The 21,975-nt window shown below is 47.4% G+C and carries 19 protein-coding genes; 1 reads left to right on the top strand and 18 read right to left on the bottom strand.

What is annotated here, in order from left to right:
* Positions 1-66 precede the first annotated feature (66 nt).
* From AC1DPK_RS12045 to AC1DPK_RS12035, 3 genes are read right to left on the bottom strand one after another with little or no spacing between them, the layout of a single operon-like run.
* Positions 67-975: a diacylglycerol kinase gene (locus tag AC1DPK_RS12045; protein WP_179089927.1), complete on the bottom strand. Its 909-nt coding sequence runs from the start codon at positions 973-975 to the stop codon at positions 67-69.
* A gap of 41 nt (positions 976-1,016) precedes the next feature.
* Positions 1,017-1,820 carry a sirohydrochlorin chelatase gene (locus AC1DPK_RS12040; protein ID WP_477510467.1) on the bottom strand — a complete coding sequence of 268 codons (804 nt, stop codon included), beginning with the start codon at positions 1,818-1,820 and terminating at the stop codon, positions 1,017-1,019.
* Between the two features lie 10 nt (positions 1,821-1,830).
* The gene (locus AC1DPK_RS12035; protein ID WP_054026535.1) at positions 1,831-2,121 is read right to left on the bottom strand and encodes a YerC/YecD family TrpR-related protein; all 291 of its coding nucleotides are present in this window, start codon (positions 2,119-2,121) and stop codon (positions 1,831-1,833) included.
* Positions 2,122-2,344: 223 nt separating this feature from the next.
* Between AC1DPK_RS12035 and AC1DPK_RS12030 the strand changes: the two genes are divergently transcribed.
* The gene (locus tag AC1DPK_RS12030; protein WP_477510466.1) at positions 2,345-2,869 is read left to right on the top strand and encodes a tyrosine protein kinase; all 525 of its coding nucleotides are present in this window, start codon (positions 2,345-2,347) and stop codon (positions 2,867-2,869) included.
* Between the two features lie 638 nt (positions 2,870-3,507).
* On the opposite strand, the gene AC1DPK_RS12025 is transcribed toward AC1DPK_RS12030, so the two are convergent.
* The 15 genes from AC1DPK_RS12025 to purQ all read right to left on the bottom strand — a co-directional run bounded on the left by AC1DPK_RS12025 (position 3,508) and on the right by purQ (position 21,975).
* Positions 3,508-4,503, bottom strand: a complete 996-nt coding sequence (locus AC1DPK_RS12025) for an inorganic phosphate transporter (RefSeq protein WP_076271085.1) — start codon at positions 4,501-4,503, stop codon at positions 3,508-3,510.
* Between the two features lie 24 nt (positions 4,504-4,527).
* Positions 4,528-5,139: a DUF47 domain-containing protein gene (locus AC1DPK_RS12020; RefSeq protein ID WP_076271086.1), complete on the bottom strand. Its 612-nt coding sequence runs from the start codon at positions 5,137-5,139 to the stop codon at positions 4,528-4,530.
* A 221-nt stretch (positions 5,140-5,360) separates the two neighbouring features.
* On the bottom strand, positions 5,361-6,434 hold the full coding sequence (locus AC1DPK_RS12015; protein ID WP_477510465.1) for a DUF3048 domain-containing protein: 1,074 nt from the start codon (positions 6,432-6,434) through the stop codon (positions 5,361-5,363).
* Between the two features lie 253 nt (positions 6,435-6,687).
* On the bottom strand, positions 6,688-7,509 hold the full coding sequence (locus AC1DPK_RS12010) for an alpha/beta hydrolase (protein WP_475446354.1): 822 nt from the start codon (positions 7,507-7,509) through the stop codon (positions 6,688-6,690).
* Positions 7,510-7,859: 350 nt separating this feature from the next.
* A complete protein-coding gene (locus AC1DPK_RS12005) occupies positions 7,860-9,254 on the bottom strand; it encodes a sensor histidine kinase (RefSeq protein ID WP_477510464.1) in 1,395 nt (464 codons plus the stop codon).
* Positions 9,251-10,105 (bottom strand): response regulator transcription factor, encoded by an 855-nt coding sequence (locus AC1DPK_RS12000; RefSeq protein ID WP_477510463.1) that lies wholly within the window; start codon positions 10,103-10,105, stop codon positions 9,251-9,253. Before AC1DPK_RS12000 ends, AC1DPK_RS12005 begins: the two co-directional genes overlap by 4 nt.
* Positions 10,106-10,130: 25 nt before the next feature.
* Positions 10,131-11,576, bottom strand: a complete 1,446-nt coding sequence (locus AC1DPK_RS11995) for a hypothetical protein (protein WP_441884078.1) — start codon at positions 11,574-11,576, stop codon at positions 10,131-10,133.
* 29 nt (positions 11,577-11,605) lie between these two features.
* Positions 11,606-12,535 (bottom strand): polysaccharide deacetylase family protein, encoded by a 930-nt coding sequence (locus AC1DPK_RS11990; protein ID WP_477510462.1) that lies wholly within the window; start codon positions 12,533-12,535, stop codon positions 11,606-11,608.
* A gap of 198 nt (positions 12,536-12,733) precedes the next feature.
* A complete protein-coding gene (purD, locus tag AC1DPK_RS11985; protein ID WP_477510461.1) occupies positions 12,734-13,999 on the bottom strand; it encodes a phosphoribosylamine--glycine ligase in 1,266 nt (421 codons plus the stop codon).
* A gap of 192 nt (positions 14,000-14,191) precedes the next feature.
* Positions 14,192-15,739 carry a bifunctional phosphoribosylaminoimidazolecarboxamide formyltransferase/IMP cyclohydrolase gene (purH, locus tag AC1DPK_RS11980; RefSeq protein ID WP_477510460.1) on the bottom strand — a complete coding sequence of 516 codons (1,548 nt, stop codon included), beginning with the start codon at positions 15,737-15,739 and terminating at the stop codon, positions 14,192-14,194.
* Positions 15,740-15,869: 130 nt separating this feature from the next.
* Positions 15,870-16,481, bottom strand: coding sequence for a phosphoribosylglycinamide formyltransferase (gene purN / locus AC1DPK_RS11975; protein ID WP_477510459.1), 612 nt, complete (start codon positions 16,479-16,481; stop codon positions 15,870-15,872).
* On the bottom strand, positions 16,481-17,524 hold the full coding sequence (gene purM, locus AC1DPK_RS11970; protein ID WP_441884063.1) for a phosphoribosylformylglycinamidine cyclo-ligase: 1,044 nt from the start codon (positions 17,522-17,524) through the stop codon (positions 16,481-16,483). Before purM ends, purN begins: the two co-directional genes overlap by 1 nt.
* 65 nt (positions 17,525-17,589) lie before the next feature.
* Entirely contained in the window at positions 17,590-19,074 is a 1,485-nt protein-coding gene (gene purF, locus AC1DPK_RS11965; protein WP_076271096.1) for an amidophosphoribosyltransferase, read from the bottom strand.
* A complete protein-coding gene (purL, locus tag AC1DPK_RS11960) occupies positions 19,056-21,302 on the bottom strand; it encodes a phosphoribosylformylglycinamidine synthase subunit PurL (protein WP_477510458.1) in 2,247 nt (748 codons plus the stop codon). The genes purF and purL overlap by 19 nt, the downstream gene beginning before the upstream one ends.
* The gene (purQ, locus tag AC1DPK_RS11955) at positions 21,280-21,975 is read right to left on the bottom strand and encodes a phosphoribosylformylglycinamidine synthase subunit PurQ (RefSeq protein WP_441907941.1); all 696 of its coding nucleotides are present in this window, start codon (positions 21,973-21,975) and stop codon (positions 21,280-21,282) included. The genes purL and purQ overlap by 23 nt, the downstream gene beginning before the upstream one ends.

The raw sequence follows: 21,975 nt of genomic DNA, 5'->3' as shown, positions 1-21,975 counted from the left end.
CTATCTTCAATGCTGTTGCATGCTAGTTCCTATTTATCATTCCCAGATTTCCGAATACATAAGGGCTTAACGGTAAGTCGATTCCCCAGTCTCATCAGCAAAAATACGCAAATGCGACGGCAGCACCGAAAAAGTACACGGCAGCACGCCGCCATATTCGCCATCGAGGTTAATTTGCACATAATCCGGTGTAGTCACCTTTAGTTCATCCGTCCGAAAATGAATCACATGTGGATCGTTCAAATGCTCACCGCGCAGCGCAAGCGTCACAAGCTTTATAAATTCCGGCAAATTGCATTTGCGGATAAGCAGGACGTCCAGAAGCCCATCATCAAGCTTGGAGTCCGGCGCCAATCGCTCGAAACCGCCAACCGAATTGCTGTTGCATATGAGGAACATCATGAACTCGTCATGGAATTCCCCTACACCAGCTGCATGAAAAGTCAGCTCAGTTGGCCGAAGTCGGGTCATTTTCTCCATGCCCTTCATATAATATGCCAGCTGCCCAATCATCGTCTTAAGCTTGCTCGGCACATCATAGGTCAGTTCCGTTAAGGAGCCGCCCCCAGCAATATTGATAAAATAGCGATCATTTGCCTTACCGACATCAATCGGCCGGCTATATTGCTGAATAATAAGGTCGACTGCGTACTCCCAATGCTTCGGAATACCCATCGCCCGTGCGAAATCATTGGTTGTGCCTACTGGCAATATGCCAAGCGGAGGTCGATTCGCCTTGTTCGTCAAGCCGTTGATAACCTCATAAAGCGTACCGTCACCGCCTGCAGCAATGATCATATCATAACCGCGGTCCGCGGCTTCAGCCGCTGCAAGCGTAGCATCACCCTCGCCTATCGTGGCGTGGCAGCTCGTCTCAATACCGCCCTGTTCAAGACGCTGAAGAATATCTGGCAATCTTTTTTTCATTTCTTCTCTTCCCGATGTCGGGTTATATATAAGTCTTGCTCGTTTGATTGCCATCTCGGTTCACCCCTAACAATCATTCAACCTAACATTTATTCTGTAAACGTGACATGCTTCTCTTCGCGCAACCGTTGTAAACCGTCGATCATCTGATGCTCCAGCCACTGCTCAATCGCTGCATTAGGAAGCATCGCCTTGCCGTTATAGCGATATACAAAACCATTAAGCCGATTTGGAATGACATGATTAGTAAAATAGCCTTGGCTCAGAAATAGCGGCACAACAATGACCGCTTCCTGTGGATTCGCTGCCTGCATCACTGCCAGCTTTCCTGCCGCTTGATCTGGCAATAGCATGGCATACTCTGCGCGCTTAAATCCACCGAGCCCTCTAACCCGCTCGCCAAGCTTCTTCAGCCCTTCCTGCCAGCGCTCATGAAATACCTTTTCTTTGCTTCCGTGGCCAATAAGCAGTAACGATTCTGACTCTGGTCTTGTGGATAAGGGTGCAATGTTTGAAGCCAGCAGCTCTGCAATTTGGGGATCATCGTCAATTGGGAGACCATAATGAATTGTAGCTTTGACTCGAAATGTACCTAAGTCACCCTCCAGATCGGAAACCCATGGAAAACCAAATGCTTGCCCAATTTCATCCACATGTGTACTACCCGAAGAAACGAACAGCGGCACTACGAACATATCCGTAACACCTTGCCGCTCTAATTCATCAATGCCATCCTGAATAAGCCGTCCCTCCACGATCTCGAGAAAGGACGACATAATTGGAACACCTGATAAACTGGGCGAAGCTGCTGCTGCTGCAATCGCCTCATCGACTAACTGTACCCATGCAGCTTCTCTGGAGCCGTGGCTAATGATTAGAATGCCTGGCTTCATCGAATGATTCCTACCTTCCAAGCCGTTCTAAAGCCATTTTATAACCGTCATTGCCATAGTTCAAGCAACGCTTCACTCTCGATATTGTTGCTGTACTCGCGCCTGTCTCGGCTTCAATCGCATTATAAGTGCTGCCTTTTCCGAGCATCCGTGCTACTTCAAGTCTTTGCGATAACGATTGGATCTCATTCACCGTACACAGATCATCGAAGAAAACATAACATTCCTCAACTGACTTCAATGTAAGCACCGCTTCGAATAATTGATCTATTGCTTTATCGTTCAGCTTTTTAAGCTGCATGCGAATTCACTCCTATTAAAACTAATGCTACTATTGTAACTTTTTTACCCGTTTTTTTCAAACATTACCGAATTAACGCAAGGAAATGCTCCACTTATTTGACGCGAACTCACATACAAGCAGCAGGCATTTATCTAGAAAAAAATCTGCACCCCGAGACATTCGTCCAATCCTTATGTTCGCCTACTCCATAAACTGTTATAAAAGAAGGGTTGTGATCCGTGTGAACTATCGCAATAACCCCGGTACCGGCAACCAGCAAAACGATTGGCACGGCGGCCAGCGTCTGGCACAAGAGCCGTTCAGCAAATCGTCTGGCGCAAAGTCGAGCGGTTTCAGCTTTGGCGGAAACCTGCCAACAATGCCGCCGGCTTCGCAGCAGGCGCAGGATATCCTGCCCGTCGTTGTACCGGATACAGCTGCTGAGCTTATAGAATCGACCAGCACCAAAGCAAGCGGCTTCTCACTTGCCAATCTAGGCGAAATTAAAGGTTATATCGATCGTTTGGGCGGCATCGACGGTATCTTAACGACCGTGACAAAGGTCCAGAAGGTCATGTCGAGCGTTTCTCAGATGGCTCCGCTAGTCAAAGTGCTTATGGGCTCCTTCGGCAAAAAAGACAAATCTGATGACGATGATTCTGACGAATGGAAACCAAAGCGCCGCAAACGCCGCAAGCCAAGAGCTGGTTCCGGCTCAGGCAAAAAAACAGTTCGTCGTCGCCGTACTACGCCTAAGAAACGTTAAACACGGATTCGAAGGTTTATTCTAAACATATTTAACCTACATCTATTAAAGTGAAGCACCCTGATTGCCGCGAATAGCGCAGCGATCGGGGTGTATTTTATTTCATCCATTTATGCACATTATCACACTGAAAATAAAATAGTTATCCAGCTGTGGATAACCCATTTCCCTTGTCTGTCCACATAAAAACCGTTCGAATTCGTACATCATTGTTGTGAACTGTGTACAAGTACAACCTTCGACAGTTTTCGTCAGCTTCTATCTTGCAATCCATACACAGCTGTTCGTACAATGTGCATATGTTTTCTGCTTATGCTGAAAATATATAAATATTTAAAAGATAAACGAATCAATTCTGCCGCATATTATGGTAGCAACGAAGCTGCATCGGCTGTACAATCATCAAATGTGGAACTCATACACAGCTGTTATTAATTATGTGCATAGATGCAATTTTCGCGTTTTTTCGATAAACGTTGTCCACAGTGGGTAAACGTTAGAAGAGAACACAAAAAATAGTGAGGAACATCTCATTCCCCATGAGCCTAGGCTCATGGCGAGTGAGGTTTTCCTCACTATCTCATTTAAAGAGTCAGATCACTATATTACCGAAGAGTAATCGTTTTTTCAAGCTTTTCTTATAGGAAGAAGAAATGAATGATCCAGTAGAAAAACATCGCCATGATGATTGTAATGGGAATTGTAATAACCCACGCAACGATGATACGACCTGCAACTCCCCATTTAACAGCGGAGAAACGTTTCGCGCTGCCGACACCAAGGATTGAAGACGTAATAACATGTGTTGTACTTACTGGAAGATGAAGCATCGTAGCCGTCAAAATAACAGCTGCTGAACCAATGTCAGCTGCAAAGCCGTTGATTGGCTCGATTTTGAAAATTTTTGTCCCCATCGTTTTGATGATTTTCCAGCCGCCGACTGAGGTACCGAGCGCCATTGCTGTCGCCGCGGAAATTTTAACCCATAGTGGAACGTCCATCGTGGTTTGAATACCGGAAGCAACTAGAGCAAATACGATAATACCCATTGCTTTTTGAGCGTCATTCGTACCATGAGAGAACGATTGGAAAGCAGCTGTCAGAATTTGACCGAAGCGAAATCCTTTATTCACCTGATGCGGGCTTGATTTGGCAAAGATTTTCTTGAGAATCCACATAATGATAAAACCTGCGGAGAAAGCAATGAGCGGTGAAAAAATCAACGCTTGTACAATCTTGATCAATCCGCCGCTGTTAATTGCACTCATGCCTGCTCCGCCGATTACTGCGCCTGCGAGGGAGCCAATCAAAGCATGTGAGGATGAGGAAGGAATACCGAACCACCAAGTAATCAGGTTCCATGCGATTGCTGACAATAGAGCCGCAATAACTATGGGAACGCCGTGCTCCAGCTCTGCTGGATTGGCTACACCTTTACCAATTGTGGCCGCAACGCCTGTAAACGTAATTGCACCGACAAAGTTCATTACGGCGGCCATTACGATTGCAACTCTAGGTTTTAACGCCCGAGTCGACACGGCAGTTGCAATCGCATTTGCCGTATCATGAAATCCATTTATAAAATCAAACGAAAGCGCTAGAAATACGACAATCCATAGAACCATTAAATCCATTGTAAAAGACTCCCACTCTCTAGATTAGCTATTACGCATAATGATCGATTCCAGCGTATTGGCAACGTCCTCGCAGTAGTCGGTCGTTTGCTCTAGCATCTCATAAATCTCTTTGCGCTTCATCAGCTCAATTGGATCTGTAACATTTGCGAACAAGCTCTTGATGCAAACCCGAAGCAGGTCATCAGCTTGGTTCTCCAGCTCGTTAAGTGCAATATTTGGCTCGCGTATAGCAAGCAGCTTCCGTTCTGTAAGCAAATAAATTGCTTTCTTAATTTGATGCGACGAACGAACGAGAATATCGCCAAACAACGTTATGTACTCGTCCTTCTCAAGAATGTTGTACATTTCAAAACGAGATGCGCAAGCTTCGATGCCATCAAGCACATCATCAAGCGAAGTCGTCAGGGCCATAATATCTTCACGTTCAATCGGAGTAATGAACGTTTTGTTCAGCTCCTTCAAAATCGTGTGTACATGCTTGTCGCATCTACTTTCGTATTCCTTCATGGTCTTGGCGAAAGCTGATACATCCGATAGGTCTGACAATCCTTTGGCAAAGTACTCCACAGCCTCGACAATTGCGTCAGCCATTTCTTCGAACGTCTTAAAGAAAATATCCTTTTTCTTGAACATCGTAATCCCCTTTACACGACTTGATGTTTAGGCGCACTGCTATGAGCCCACAATATCTTAACATAGTTTACATGTGAATTGTTAAGAGAATGTAAAGGTTTTATGAAAAATTTTAGATTTTCATAAAAAATATAAAAAAGACGCAATCCTGTAACAAGATTGCGTCCTTTTGATCCTTGGAAGCTCATCCGTCAACGTCTGTTAACAGTGTCTCCAACTTGCTACGTTTGTACCCATGTTACATGCCCTTCGAATGTCGGTTTGTTTGGCACGATATGAAAGAAAGTTTTTCCAGGGACAAACGGCAGCTCTGCTCCATTCTTTACAATTCGAATCATTCCATCTGGAGCTCTTACCCATTCTGCTTCGATCGCTTTGCCTTTCTGGAACAGAATCGCCGAGCCCCCTTTTGTCAGATCGACGGCCAATCGTCCCTCTTTATCAAGCGTCTTGTGATCCGCTCCAAGAACAACCAAATTTGTACCGGAAAGCTGTTCATTATTGTTCATATCAATATGCGGTTTGTCGCCTATCGACCGTTTGTATAAGCCTGATACTGAATCGTACTTGTATCCGACGTTATAATTTTTGAGCATAAAATTTATTGTAATGTCGGCTGCCGGGACACCAACCTCTGTGGAACCCGCTTCCGCGAACGTGTAAGGCGGAACCTGCTTGTCCATGCTGTATTTCTTCTTCTCTGCGCCCGTACGAAGCTTCTCTAGATTTGAATACAAATTATGGGGAGCTTTGCGTTCCTTGCTTCTCCAGAAGTAGCTGCCTGCATTCGAGATTTCATCCAAATAAGGTTTGCCCTGCCTTTGCAGCACTGCATAACCATCATTGCTCGCTCCTGCATGGGCAAGCACCGCGCCATAACTGTCTCCAATATCAATAAGATAAGGTCTGATGCTGCGTATAGGTCCAATCGTATCGGTTATTGCGCTCGTACTCTGAAATACGGCAATTAAACGAGTAATGCCGCCTTCCGCAAGCACTTCCCAGATGACATCAGCATTCGTTAAACCAGACTGTGGACGAGCTGCTGCGAAATTATTAATCATAACAACAATCGGTCTTGAGGTTGCCGCATTTTCCAGCTTCAGTCCGCTTAGTGGAGCATCATAAGGGAGCGGCGTCGGATCTGTCACTGGCTCATCCGTACTATTAGGATCAATAATATCATTTGTCTCTGTCGGTGTATCGTTGCTGCCTTTCCCTCCACTGCAAGCTGTAATAAGGAGTATAAGCGATAATAATAGCAAAACTGCCGATTTTCGAATTCTTTTATTCATGCGTTTACCTGCCTTTTCCCGCTAAAACATAGCTTGTATTCGTTTTCATATTACTTCCATTTAAACACAATTGAGGACGTATGTCTCGACAAATAAGTTGCTTTCCAGGTTAAAAAATCCAAATTTTTCATATCATATCCCAATTTCCTGACARAAAGCTTGGTCTTAGCACCGCATGGACGTGCGGCAAAAAAATAGAAGGGACAAGCTCTTGGTTAACAAGAACTTGCCCCTTCTATTTGTTCATACCGCTTTAAATACTCCAGTGATGCCATTCTTCTTGCTGTTTATCAAGTCCGTTTAGCCAATCTGAGGTTACGCGAATCGCTTCCTCCTGATGATTGCGAGCGGAGTAGGTGTGATTCGCTTGAAAAATAATTTCCTTATCGCAAAGGCCCTCATTGCGGGTCCAGAACACCTTCTGATATAAGAAGCTGTAATCGACAGGTATAAGCTCATCGCTAGTACCGTGAACCAGCAGCACCTCGCCGCCAAATTTAGTAGCTGCTTGGAAAGGCTGGTGTTGAAGCAGCGAATCAAAAAATACAGGTTGCAGCGTATACCCTTGATAATCGGAGCTTCCTCCAGTTACAGCATCGTCATAGCTGCTGCGTCCTACGATCCGTACAATATCATTGAACGGATAAGCAACAGGCGACCAAAGCACAAGACGTTTAGCGCGCTTGTCTTTAACTGCTGTCATAATCGCTACCGCCCCGCCGAGGCTGTGGCCAAGCAATACGATTCTGAGCGGATCAACACATTCCATGCTTGATAAATAATCAATCGCGCTTCTAGTCTGATCTACCATGGAATCAAAGCCGAGAGCACCGTAATCACCGCTGCTCTCGCCGCAGCCGCCATAATCGAAACGAAGGACATAAGAGCCTTGCGCCGCAAGCGCTCTAGCCGTTTTTACAAACAAACGGTCAACGCCTATGCGAGAGCCTATGAATCCATGGCAAATAATGATGGCTTGTTTTTTTTCTGAATCGTTTTTATTTCCATCCGTAGGGTAATGCAGCGTTGCCGCAAGCTCAAGCTCGTTATGTCGCAGCGTCAAGTGCTTTTCCATCCGATAACCTCCTGAAAGCCTATATATAATAATTCCTACCCGTATACTATGAATTAATATTAAAACCATAATATCATCACTGCTCTGTACCTGTCAATCTCACAAAGAAAATAAAACCAGCAAACTTTATACTGCTCCTAATCGGGACATACTACCCATATGTTTGGCAGATTCACATTTTAGGAGGTGCAAAGCTATGCCTTTATGGATTGCCTTTATAAAGGATCACTGGCTATCCTTGCTGCTTATTATAGGAATCGCAGTTGCGATATCGTTTGTATATGCGAACCGCAAGCTGCTGTTCTATAAAGAATGACGATAAGAGCACCGCAAGCAGCTGAGGGAATGGATTATTCCTCATGCATGATCGGCACTCGAATCGTCACAATTGTTCCGGCTCCACGTTCGCTGTCAATGGTTAACTGACCGCCGTGGAGCTCAATGATCTCCTTGCATATAGCTAGTCCGAGTCCAGATCCGCCATGGCCGGTACTCGCTTTATAAAACTTTTCAGTGACATGAGGCAAGTCCTCTGCTTCAATCCCACAGCCTGTATCCGCTATCGTGAGCATCGCGCTATCTTGTTCGATGGTCGTTGCTACATGAATGGTGCCGCCAGCAGGTGTAAACTTGAGCGCATTGTCAATTAGATTAATGATTACCTGCTTGAGCCGATTCGCATCCCCTCGAACAACAATTGGGCTTTTTCCATAGTTAGCCAAAATACGTACCCGCGTATGCTCCTCGCGAACCCCTAGCTGATTAACCGTTTCTTTAACCGGACCATTGAAATCAAGCACTTCACTATGCAGCTCCATCGTCCTAGCCGACAGCTTCGAGAAATCGAGCAAATCTTCAACCAGCCCCGATAAGCGCTCCGTTTCCTTGCTAATAATGGATAAGCCCAGCTTTACCTCTTCATCATCCTCGGTAGGCTCGCTTTCCTTTAAGGTTTCACTCCAGCCCTTAATCGATGTAAGCGGGGTGCGAAGCTCATGGGATATCGAAGAAATAAAGTCATCCTTCAGCTTCTCACGTTTGCTAAGCTCTAATACCATGGCATTAAACGTTTCCGCTAGCTGACCAATTTCATCATCATTCCGCTGAATAGCCCGATGTGTCCAATCTCCCTCGGCCATATAGCGCGCCGCTCGTGTAAGCTCTCGAATCGGCTTGACGATTCGCTGGGCGAGAAACAAGCTTAAGCCAAGAAACAACAGGACAACTCCGATACCAACCGCTGTTGCCATCCGGATAAGCAAGCTCACCATCGCATCTACTTGATTTAAGGAAGCTGAATAACGAAGCATGGATACGACCCGTGTTTCATTCCAAAGCGGTATCGTGACCGACATGACCCGCTCTCCATAATAAGGGTCAACTCCCCGCCAGCTTCCCGTTGTCCCTGCAATCGCGGACTTTACGTCAGCAGTCGTATAACGAATATCTGGTGCAAAACCGTCGGAATCGATCCGAATTTGCCCCGTGCTGTCAAGAAGCTGCAGCCTAGTGCCGCTTTCAACCATGTATTGCAAAATATAATCGCCCTGATCCTTCACTGTAAGCGAGGAAAGCGAACGGCTGTGCAGTGTTAACGCCGACTCCGCACGTTGTTTAACGGAGCTCTGCGCGCTTCCGTAATAGTAGTTCCACATTAATGCTGCGAACACGCCACCAAGTACGCTGACGACAAGCACGATGAGCAGCAAATAGCTCCACACCATTCTCGTTTGTACGCTTTTCATTCGTTGCCGCCCCGCTTCCACCGATAACCATAACCCCAAACCGTTTCAATAAAGGCTGGATCGGATGGGTTTTTCTCGATTTTCTGGCGAATTCTTCGAATATTCACGTCCACTACCTTAAGATCTCCAACATAATATCTGCCCCATACCTCTGTCAAAATATGATCTCGGCTGACGCTCTCGCCGACTCGTTCCATCAATAGTCGTACAAGCGTCCATTCCGTAGGCGTCAAAATAATTTCCTTGCCCTGCTTCCACAGCTTCCGCTCTGCTACAGAGAGCCGGAACGGCTGTACATGCAGCTCCTGATGATGAAAGCCCCCGCTTCCATAAATCGTCGTAGGCTGCTGTTCTTCTATCGGACGCTGTACATTAAATGCAGATGTCGCTGCCGCTATAGGCGCTGCTTCGCCACGGGACACTCCCTCACTTGCCGCAATCGATTCAGATGCAGCACCAACCTCTTGCTCCTGATCATCCAGCTGAGGCTTCATTCTCCGATAGAGCGACTTAATCCGCGCAATAAGCTCGCCTGGACTGAAAGGCTTCTGCACATAATCATCTGCACCTAGCTCCAGCCCATGAATTTTATCCTCTTCCTGCGACTTCGCCGTTAGCATAATAATACCCATGCGCGGATAGCGGGCACGCAGCTGCTCGCACACTTCAAACCCGCTGATCGTCGGCAGCATAACGTCGAGCAGCGCAATATCGATAGGCCCTTCTGTATCTGCAAGCGCTAACGCTGATTCGCCAGTTTCCGCCTCTATCACTTCCATATCGTTGCGCTTTAGATTAATGCGGACAAAGCCGCGGATGGACTCCTCGTCCTCCAACAATAATATACGCATAGCTTAAAGCACCCGCTTTTCTCTCTTAATCGTTACGGATAGTAAGCGAAGATGCAAACTCTGCTTCTACCCCTGCCATCTCGCTAAAAGCTTGCCGGTCTGCTTCAGGCCACTCGGCTGGAGCTTCCACTACGAATGAAACCGCAAAAACATTGCCGCTGTCCGTCATTAGCTGCCGATATCGTTTAGATTGCTGCTTCCAAGTTGATTCAACGCTATCCCACTGCTTCTGCGGTACTGCATATAAGGTCGCCAGCTTGGCTGTCTTATTCAATTTTTCATTCCAGTAATCGATGGATACAAGGGCATGCGGCTCGTTCAAGCTGTGCATCGTATAACGGCCTAACCATTGTTCAGGTATACGAAGCTGTATACCATAACTATAATCAGAAAATTCCTCTGTTATTTTCACAAAATCAGATTTACCGTCCCATTGCATCCATTCATCCAACCATTTGGAATCGGAATAAGGAACCTCTGAATAACCCGGAGCCTCTTTCGTCCATGGCAGTTCAAAAATGCCATCGCCATTTATATCCTTGCTCATCGTTGGCGTTCCGCTAATTCCTTCCTGCCCTATAGAACGATTCGGATAAACGAGCCTGAGCTTGTTTCGCTCCCAAACGTACATAGTGGTATAAGTACTATGCGCGCCGGTCGACGCTTCCAAAATAATACCTCTACGAGTAGGTGAAATCCGTCCAATGAGCAAACGATCATAACTATTCACTTCTTTATACAGGTTCTCTGTATGTATTTCCCGCATGCTCCCGTTGATCCAATTGTAAATGGTTAAATGGAATTCAGGCAGCGCCATTTCTTGATTCGTACCAATCTCCGATATAATCGCAAGCTCAATTCGTCCATCTTCATTAATGTCGCCCGTATCTCCATAAGAATAAGGCAAGGTCTCCATAGGCTTCAATGTCAATTTGCCGACATCATTGCGAACTGGCTTCGATTTAAACGAATAAATCTCGAGAACATTCGGACTGTCAAAAGCTCCGATCCACCCGATCATGATTTCCATTTGACCATCGTTATCGAGATCCTCTATTTTCAGCCAATCGATTAATCTGGCCAGCGGCTGCTGAATGAGCACCCACGGCTTCCATACGGAATTCGTATATTTGAACACCATTAACTCAGGTGAACTGTATTCATTGTAATAAGAAACGATAGCCTCTTCCGTTCCGTCTCCGTCCACATCAATGAGGCGTATGGCTTCCATATGATCCTCTCTAAGAGGAAGTGTCAGCTTGCTGTAATCCGGTAAATTTTTTTCAATTGCCTGCACGATAGCCTGTTTCTCGGGTGAAATAGCAGGCTTCTGCAGAAGATCTGCAGGCGCGGCTGTATAACGACAGCCAGCTGCGAGCAATAGGAGTGGAATCAAGCCACCGAGCATTAAGCTCCATCTCATGATTGGTCCACGCCTATTTCTCACATTACTATCACTTGCGTTATCCAACGTTGCAGCCTCCTCGTGCATGTTCCCAGTTAAGCCAATTGATCGGCAGTCACTAACGTATAACCCATATTTTCCAAAAGATCAATGATAGCAGGTAAAGCGTGTACCGTATTTTTAACATGTTTGCTTCCAAAAGAATGCATTAATATCATACCATTTGGTTTGGCTTCTTTCTTAATCATTTTGATCATATCGGAAGACGAGGTGCCCGCCCAGTCGCGCGTGTCGATATTCCAGCCAATTAGTTCACGATGATTTTCTTTCACTAATGCTTTAACCGTATCCGATACTGCCCCATAAGGCGCACGAACCATTGCTGGTGTAATGCCAATTGCTTCTTTAATTGCGTTGTCCGCTTCTTTAAATTGTTCAATAATTCCCTGCTCGTCTAGCTTAGACAAATCCTTATGATTGTTTGTATGATTGCCAATTGCATGCCCTTCGTCTACAATACGCTGCAGCACTTCTGGATTTTTCGTAACTTGTTGCCCGACTACAAAGAAAGTGGCCTTAACTCCTTTTTCCTTCAGGATATCCAAAATATCGGTTGTATAACGCTTGTCTGGACCATCGTCGAACGTGAGCGCGATAAGTTTTTTACCTTTGTCAGGCTTTGATGCTGCTATAACTTGATCCGGCTTGTCCAGCTTTTCCGTTACAGGAACTTCAGGTTTTCCCTTGTCTGGTTCGACTGGCTTATTATCCACATCGCCATGAATGATATCACCGTCTTTGCCTCCGTTGTTGCCGATAATAACGACATCTCCGTCACCAGTGGTTCCGCTTCCCGTTTCTGGCCCTTTCTCGTTGTTCCCATTATCTACAATGGGATTTTTCTCACCTGTCAAAAGCGTTGATAAGCTTAATCCGCCTTTTGCCCCACAAGCACTGAGGCTCATGATTACTACAATCGATAGAACTCCTAAAAACAAAAAACGACGCTGTCTTACTTTTTTCATTACACTCACCTTCTATTCCTCGCTGATAGATTCATTGTAACGCTGCGGCATATTGATAGAGTTACAAATTAGTAACACCTTTCGAGTGATTTTGACACACTTGGCACAAAAATAGGCGAAAATAAAAAAAAGCCAACCAGAGATTTCTGGTTGACCAAAATAAAGGAAAGACCATATTTTTATTTCGTACTAAGCAACTTAGATTAGTGCTTTAGCTGCGATGTCCGTTCGGTTTTGCTTGCCTTCAAAATCGATCACGCTAACCGCTTCATACGCGCGTGCACGAGCCTCTGCAATGTCGCGGCCGCGGCCAACGATACCTAGAACGCGTCCGCCATTCGTAACGAATTGCCCATCCTTCTCAGCTGTTCCAGCATGGAACACAAGTGCTCCCTGCGCTTCTGCTTCTGCAAGACCGGTGATTACTCGACCTTTTGGATAAGAAGCTGGATACCCTTCCGATGCGACAACAACACAAACGGCTGCTTCCTCGCTCCACTGAATATCAAGTTGATCCAAATTGCCATTCAGCGATGCAAGCACGATGTCGATCAGATCCGTTTGCAAACGAGGCAGTACAACCTGCGTTTCTGGATCTCCCATGCGAGCATTAAATTCGATCGTTTTTGGACCGTCCTTCGTAATCATAAGACCAGCGAACAAAACGCCGCGGAATGGACGGCCTTCGCTGACCATCGCTCTTGCCGTTGGAATGATGATGTTCTGAATCGATTCGTCAATGATGGCTTGATCGATATGAGGCAGCGGTGTATAGGTACCCATGCCGCCTGTATTTGGCCCTTTGTCTCCATCAAAGATGGGCTTATGATCCTGTGCTGGAACCATAGCGCGCACCGTCTCACCGTCAACGAAAGCGAGAATGGACATCTCTTGCCCTACTAAGCATTCCTCGATAACGATTTGGCTTCCTGCTTGGCCGAATACTTTATCAACCATCATGTCGCGCAGCGCTTGCTCCGCTTCCTCTAGCGTAGCTGCAACCGTAACGCCTTTGCCAGCTGCGAGCCCGTCAGCTTTAATAACGATAGGAGCGGATTGCTCGCGAAGGTAAGCGGACGCTGATTCATAGTCGGTGAATGTTTCATATTTCGCCGTAGGAATATCGTATTTTTTCAATAGATTTTTCATGAAAATTTTGCTGCCTTCGATTTCAGCCGCATTTTTGCGAGGACCGTATGCCACGATTCCTGCTGCTTCGAATGCGTCTACGATACCATCTGCAAGCGGATCATCTGGACCTACAAAAACAAGATCAATTGCAGCATCCTTTGCAAACTGAATAAGCTCATCAAATTGATTGACCGCAATCGGTACAATTTCAGCTAGCTGAGCAATGCCTGCGTTGCCCGGTGCGCAAAAAATTTCTTTTACCTTCTCGCTTTTCTTAAGCGCCCATACGATTGCATGCTCTCGTCCGCCGCCGCCAACTACCAAAATACGCATAACCGATAACCTCCCAAATGACTAAATACAAGTAAAAACGCCTTCGGCGACCTTTGTACGCTGAAGCAGCTTTGACGAATAAAAACAAGCCCTTTATAAGCTAACAAACTTATTTTAAAAAATGCAGCCGCCGCCCGCGCCAGCTGTCTGTCGTTAACGTGCGGCTGCCTATTTGAATAGCTGCGCCAGGTTCTAGTGTTTAAAGTGACGTACGCTTGTGAACACCATCGCGATGTTGTTCGCATTAGCAGCAGCAATCGACTCTTCGTCTTTGATTGAGCCGCCTGGTTGAATGATCGCCGTGATGCCAGCTTTGGCAGCAAGCTCTACCGTATCGCCCATTGGGAAAAATGCGTCCGATGCAAGTGCTGCTCCTTTTGCCGCTTCGCCAGCTTGTTCAATTGCAATGCGTGCTGCGCCTACGCGGTTCATTTGACCAGCACCAACGCCAATCGTCATATCGTCCTTCGCAAGCAAAATCGCATTCGATTTAACATGTTTAACAACTTTCCAGCCGAATAGCAGCTGTTTCAGCTCTTCCGCAGTCGGTTTGCGATCTGTTACAAACTGCAAATCTGCTTCTGTTACCGAATGAACGTCGCTCTCTTGTACGAGCATACCGCCGTCAACTGAAGTAACAAGCCATTCCGGCTTGCGCTCACTAGCTGCCGAAAGCTCTCCCAGCTTCATCAAACGGATATTTTTCTTCTTCGTCAAAATCTCAAGCGCTTCAGGCGTGAAGTCAGGCGCGATGATGATTTCGAGGAAAATACCGCCAAGCAGCTCAGCTGTGTCTGCACCGATCGTACGGTTAGCAGCTACGATACCGCCGAAGATCGACGTTCGGTCTGCTGCATAAGCTTTTTGATAAGCTTCATGGATTGTAGCGCCGATTCCTACGCCGCAAGGATTCATATGTTTGACAGCAACGACCGCTGGCTCATCGAATTCTTTTAGAATTGCGAGTGAAGCGTTGGCATCGCTAATATTGTTATAGGAAAGCTCTTTGCCGTGCAGCTGCTCAGCAGTCGTTACGTTGCCTGCTGCTGCAAGCGGCTTGCTGTAGAATGCAGCTTTCTGGTGCGGGTTCTCGCCGTAACGCAGATCCTGTACCTTCTCATAAGTAACGGTGTACGTTTCAGGCAATGATTCGCCCACTTGCTTGGTCAAGTAATCAGAGATAAGGGAATCATAAGCCGCAGTATGACGGAACACTTTGGCAGTCAGGCGTTTGCGCGTCTCAAGCGTCGTATCGCCTTGTGCTTTCAATTCCTCAATCACCGTACCGTAGTCGGCTGTATCTACTACAACCGTTACGAATGCGTGGTTTTTGGCAGCTGAACGAAGCATCGTCGGGCCGCCGATATCGATATTTTCGATTGCATCCTCATAGGAAACATCAGGTTTCGCAATCGTTTCTTTGAACGGATACAAGTTAACGACAACGAGGTCGATGTAATCCAGACCAAGCTCCTTCATCGTGTTCTGATGCTCTTCATTGTCACGCACCGCGAGCAAGCCGCTATGTACGGCCGGGTGAAGCGTTTTGACACGACCATCCAAAACCTCCGGGAAGCCCGTTACATCGGAAATACCGATAACCGGAATGCCTTCCTTTTGCAGCAGGCTGAATGTACCGCCCGTCGAAATAATTTGCACACCTTGGCTAGCCAGTTCTCTAGAAAACTCCACGATTCCTGACTTATCCGAAACACTAATTAACGCTCTGCGAATTGCCATGCAAATCCCTCCTCATCTATTTGACCAAACAATTTCTCTTCTCCAAATACTGCATCCACACTTGCCGATATGATTGGTCTCATCATCGGTGTTGTTTCGGTTCACACTATCGCACCAAATTGAGCTTATATTAGCCGTTTACTGTCACATGACGACCATTCAGTGTGACGCGACCCTTCGCGATATGCTGAATAACTGCGGGCAGCAGCGCCTGCTCGGCTGCGTGAATACGCTCCGCTAGCGAATCTTCCGTATCTCCGCCTTGCACTTCCACTGCTTGCTGCGCGATAATTGGTCCGCTGTCCATGCCGCCGTCCACGTAGTGAACGGTGACGCCAGTCAGCTTAACGCCATACGCAAGCGCCTGCCCGATGCCATTCACGCCGGGGAATGCCGGCAGCAGCGCCGGATGAATATTAATCATCCGACCATAAAATGGCTCAACCAGCAAAGGCGTAATAATGCGCATGTAGCCTGCAAGCACGATCAGCTCAACGCCGCGCCGCGCTAGCTCAGCGATAATTTCCGTCTCATAAGCTTCGCGAGACGGGTATTCCTTCGGCGTGAACAGGAACGTGTCCACACCAGCCTTCCGTGCGCGCTCCACAACGGGAGCGGCAGGCTTGTCACAAACAAGAAGCTCGATGGTTACATCGAGCTTCCCTTCCTGCACCGCATCTACAATCGCTTGGAAATTCGTACCTTGTCCCGAAGCGAAAACAGCGATGCGAAGTGCTCCCATTATACTTCCGCTCCCGTAAACGTTACGATGCGGCTTCCTTCCGTAACCGTTCCGATACGGTAAGCCTGCTCACCAAGCTCAGAAGCAATGCGAAGAGCTTCATTTGCTTGATCAGCTGGAACAACAACAACTAGACCAATACCCATATTGAAAGTCGTGAACATATCACGATTCGTAATCGCGCCTTTATTTTGCATCAAATCGAAGATTGGCAAAATCGGCCATGAGCCGTATTCCACATCAACGTTCACGCCGTCAGGCAGTACCCGCGGAATGTTCTCGATAAAGCCGCCGCCAGTAATATGTGCCATGCCCTTCACTTCCACTTGCTCAACCAGCTTAAGCGCCGATTTCACGTAGATGCGTGTTGGCTCAATCAGCACATCGCCTAGCTTCGCGCCGCCAAGCTCTTCAAGCTCTTGATCAAGCGAATAACCTGCGTCTTCAAGCAGCAAGCGGCGAACGAGCGAGAAGCCGTTGCTGTGAATACCGCTGGAAGCAAAACCGATAACCGCATCGCCAGCAGCGATAGTTGATCCGTCGATCATTTTTTTCTTATCCACAATACCAACTGTAAAACCAGCGATATCGTATTCTCCGCCTTGATACATGCCCGGCATTTCAGCTGTTTCGCCGCCGATGAGTGAACAGCCAGCTTGTACGCAGCCTTCTGCAATACCTTTAACGATCGCTTCGATTTTCTCAGGAACGACCTTGTCGCATGCCAAGTAATCAAGGAAGAACAACGGCTCTGCGCCTTGTACGATAATATCGTTCACGCACATGGCTACGGCATCAATGCCGATCGTGTCATGCTTGTCCATGGCAAAAGCAAGCTTCAGCTTCGTTCCGACGCCATCTGTTCCAGACACGAGTACAGGCTCATCGTACTTGTCCTTGTTAAGGCTGAACAGACCGCCAAAGCCGCCAAGTTCTGCCAGCACCTCTGGACGGTAAGTCCGTTTTACGTGCTTCTTCATCCGTTCAACCGCTTCGTTGCCTGCCGCGATATCGACGCCGGCTTTTTTGTACGCTTCTGACACTCTCGGTCAACTCCTTAACTAATTTAGGAGCAGCAATCGCTCCATGAGGTTAATCATTTATGTTATTAACAGCTGCAGCTTTTGTCTGATTCTTCGTTAACTGGTGTTGGGTAGTCATTATCGAAGCAAGCTAGACACATGCCGCGATTATAAGCCCCATCATTGCCGCCAACAGACTCAACAAAACCTTCGTTGCTTATAAAAGATAATGAATCAGCATTAATTTGCTTGCGGATTTCCTCTACTGTCCTTGAAGAAGCAATGAGCTCTTTGCGGTCAGGAGTATCAATTCCGTAGTAGCATGGGTTTTTGAAAGGCGGCGATGTGATGCGCACATGCACCTCAGTCGCTCCCGCTTCACGAAGCAGGTTTACGATCCGCAGCGATGTTGTGCCCCGAACGATTGAATCATCAATCATAACGACACGTTTGCCTTCCACCACTTTACGAACGGCAGACAGCTTCATTTTTACACCCTTCTCGCGAAGCTCTTGAGAAGGCTGGATGAATGTCCGGCCGGTATATTTGTTTTTGATAAGGCCAAGCTCGTATGGAATACCGGTTTGCTCCGCGTATCCAATTGCTGCTGAAATACTCGAATCCGGCACACCCGTTACGATATCCGCATCAACAAAAGATTCGGAAGCAAGCTGGCGACCCATCCGTTTGCGGGCCATATGAATATTAATGCCATTGATATCACTATCAGGACGGGCAAAATAAATATACTCCATCGCACAAGTTGCGCGGCGGTCAACCTCCGCGTAACGTTCCTCGCGCATGCCGTCTGCATCAAGAATTAGCAATTCACCAGGCTGTACATCACGCTCATACACGGCACCAATTGTCTCGAATGCACACGACTCCGACGAGAATACATAACCTTCGCCAATACGGCCCATAACAAGCGGACGAAGAGCATGCGGATCAGCTGCAACGAGCAGCTTGTCGTTTGTCATAATCAAGAAAGCAAATCCGCCAACGATGCGCTGCAGTGCTTCCTTCGCAGCCGTCTCGAAATCCTTCGATGAACGTGCAATAAGATGCGCGATAACTTCCGTGTCGCTGGACGTTTGGAAGATCGAGCCCGACATCTCAAGCTCACGGCGAATTTCCGGCGCATTCACGATATTGCCGTTTGTAGCAACAGCAAGGTCACCGTCGCGATAGCGGAAAATAAGCGGCTGTGCGTTCGCAAGCTTACTTTCTCCCGCTGTCGAATAACGTACGTGGCCGATAGAGCGATCCCCGGCAAGCATATCGAGATTTTCCTTGTTGAATACTTCTTTTACGAGACCCATACCACGGTGATAAGCGAACTTATTGCCATTTTTCGTATCAACCGTACAGATTCCCGCACTTTCCTCACCGCGATGCTGAAGCGCATGAAGACCATAATAGGACAGGTTGGACGCTTCGGGGAGATTAAAAACCCCGAAAACGCCACATTCCTCACGCAATTTATCAAACATATCGTCACGGCCAATACCTTCGTTATAGTGGTCGCCCGTCCATAACAAAGGTTCCTGTCTTATTTGTTCATCAGACATGGAATCGCATCCTTCCAGACCTTCTCCAGTTGTGTTACCGGCGCCTGAATGCCGGATTTTCCGTTTACGCTTATGGTCAGGCTGCTGCCTTTAACGTTACCAACTTGTGCATGAACAACGCCTTGCTCTGTAAGCCATGCTTGCAATGCCGCTGCTTGATCCGGCTTAGCCGACAGCAAGATACGGGATTGCGATTCGCTGAACAATAGGTGATCAGCACGTAGATCAGATGACAATGCCACTTCTGCGCCTAGACGACCGCTAATGCATGATTCTGCAACAGCTACCGCAATACCGCCTTCGGACAAGTCATGAGCCGATGCTACGAGACCTTTTTGAATCGCGCCAAGGACAGCATCCAGAACCTTCTTCTCTGTAGCAAGATCGATTTCTGGAGGACGGCCAGCAGCAGCGCCTTGCGTAACGTACTGGAATTCACTTCCGCCCATTTCCGCTTTTGTTTCGCCTACGAGAATAATAACATCACCCTCAGCTTTGAAGCCTTGCGTTGTGATGTGATCGATATCGTGTACAAGACCAACCATACCGATTACTGGTGTCGGGTAAATAGCACCCTTAGCGTTCTCATTGTACAAGCTTAYGTTACCGCCGATAACCGGTGTGTTAAGCACGACGCAAGCCTCGGACATCCCATCTGCCGATTTCTCAAGCTGCCAGAATACTTCTGGCTTCTCAGGGTTACCGAAGTTAAGGTTGTCAGTTACAGCAAGCGGCTCAGCGCCTGAGCACACGATATTACGAGCAGCTTCTGCCACCGCAATGCGTCCGCCTACTTCTGGATCTAGATATACGTAACGTCCGTTGCAATCCGTTGTCATCGCAAGCGCTTTGCGCGTGCCGCGAATCGTTACGACTGCCGCATCGGAGCCTGGCTGAACAGCTGTCGATGTACGAACCATGTAGTCATATTGATTGTAAACCCACTCTTTGCTAGCAACTGTCGGGGAAGCAAGAACCTTCTCCAGCGCGCCAGTCAAATCCGTTACTTCATCATATGCCGATGTATCTACAGCGGCATTCTCGCTGTAATATGCAGGCTCTTTGGATGGTTTATCGTATACAGGGCACTCGTCAACGAGCGCTTTAACCGGCATATCGGCAACCTCTTGGCCTTGGTGGAACAAACGAAGACGACCGTCATCCGTTACTTTACCTACTTTGGCGCAAATAATGCCCCAACGATCAAAGATTTCCTTCGCTTGCGCTTCATGCTGCGGCTCTACGACGAAGAGCATACGCTCTTGCGACTCCGAAAGCATCATTTCATAAGGCGTCATGCCTGTTTCACGCTGCGGTACCTCGTCAAGGTAAAGCTCAAGGCCGTTGCCAGCTTTCGAAGCCATCTCAGCACTGGAGCAAGTAAGACCCGCTGCGCCCATGTCTTGAATACCAAGAACGATACCGGAGTTGATAAGCTCAAGCGTCGCTTCCATAACCAGCTTCTCCATGAATGGATCGCCGACTTGAACAGCTGTACGTTTTTCTTCTGATTCCTCGGAAAGCTCAACCGATGCAAAAGTAGCACCGTGAATACCGTCGCGGCCAGTAGCAGGACCAACGTAGAATACCGGGTTGCCTACCCCTTTTGCGACACCGCGCTGAATTTTATCATGATCGATTAGACCTACGCACATCGCGTTAACGAGCGGATTGCCCTCGTAGCTCTCATCGAACATAACCTCGCCCGCAACTGTCGGAATACCAATACAGTTACCGTAGCCAGCAATTCCGCTAACGACGTGCTCAAACAAATATTTAACGCGCTCATTTTCAAGACGGCCAAAACGCAAGCTGTTCAGCAATGCGATTGGGCGTGCGCCCATGGAGAAAATGTCGCGGATAATGCCGCCTACGCCAGTGGCAGCGCCTTGATAAGGCTCAACCGCTGATGGATGGTTATGCGATTCGATTTTGAATACAACCGCTTGGTTGTCGCCAATATCGACGATACCCGCGCCTTCGCCCGGTCCCATGAGAACGCGAGGTCCTGTGATCGGGAATTTTTTCAAAATAGGCTTGGAGTTTTTGTAAGAGCAATGTTCTGACCACATAACGCTGAATACGCCGATCTCCGTGTAGTTTGGCTTACGGCCAAGAAAGCCGCAAATGAGCTCAAATTCATAATCGGATACACCAAACTGGCTGTAAATTTTTTGCTCGGCAATTTGCTCCGCTGTCGGTTCCTTAGCTGTTAACTGCTGCGCCATGTTGTTCCCTCCATGCATTCAAAATCGATGTAAACATCCGTTTGCCGTCTTCCGAGCCAAGCAATTGATCAACTGCACGCTCTGGATGCGGCATCATGCCTACTACGTTACCTGTTTTGTTGCTAATGCCCGCAATGTTCTCTACAGAACCGTTCGGATTTGTGTCGCCCGCATAGCGGAAAATAATTTGATCGTTCGCTTTAAGCTCAGCAAGCGTTGCGTCGTCGCAATAGTAGTTGCCTTCGCCGTGTGCGATTGGAATATTTATAATTTCACCTTGCGAATATTGGTTGGTAAAAGCTGTGTTGTTGTTTACCACTTCAAGCGGCGCTTGATGGCAGCGGAACTTCAGTCCGTTGTTGCGAATCAAGGCGCCTGGCAGAAGGCCAGCCTCCGTCAAGATTTGGAATCCGTTGCAAATGCCTAGAATATATTTGCCTGCTTCGGCTGCTTTTTGAACTTCCGCCATAACAGCAGCGAATTGCGCAATTGCGCCGCAGCGCAGGTAATCGCCGTAGGAGAAGCCTCCAGGTACTAGAATCGCATCATAAGAAGACAAGTCTGTAGCTGTGTGCCATACGTAGTCAACCGACTGGCCGATCGTGTCTTCGACTGCTTTGTAGCAATCGATGTCACAGTTGGAGCCTGGAAATACAAGTACTGCAAACTTCAT

Source organism: Paenibacillus sp. 01T424 (assembly GCF_056398745.1).
The sequence above is the reverse complement of the archived record's forward strand: the minus strand, read 5'-3'. Positions and strand labels throughout refer to the sequence as shown.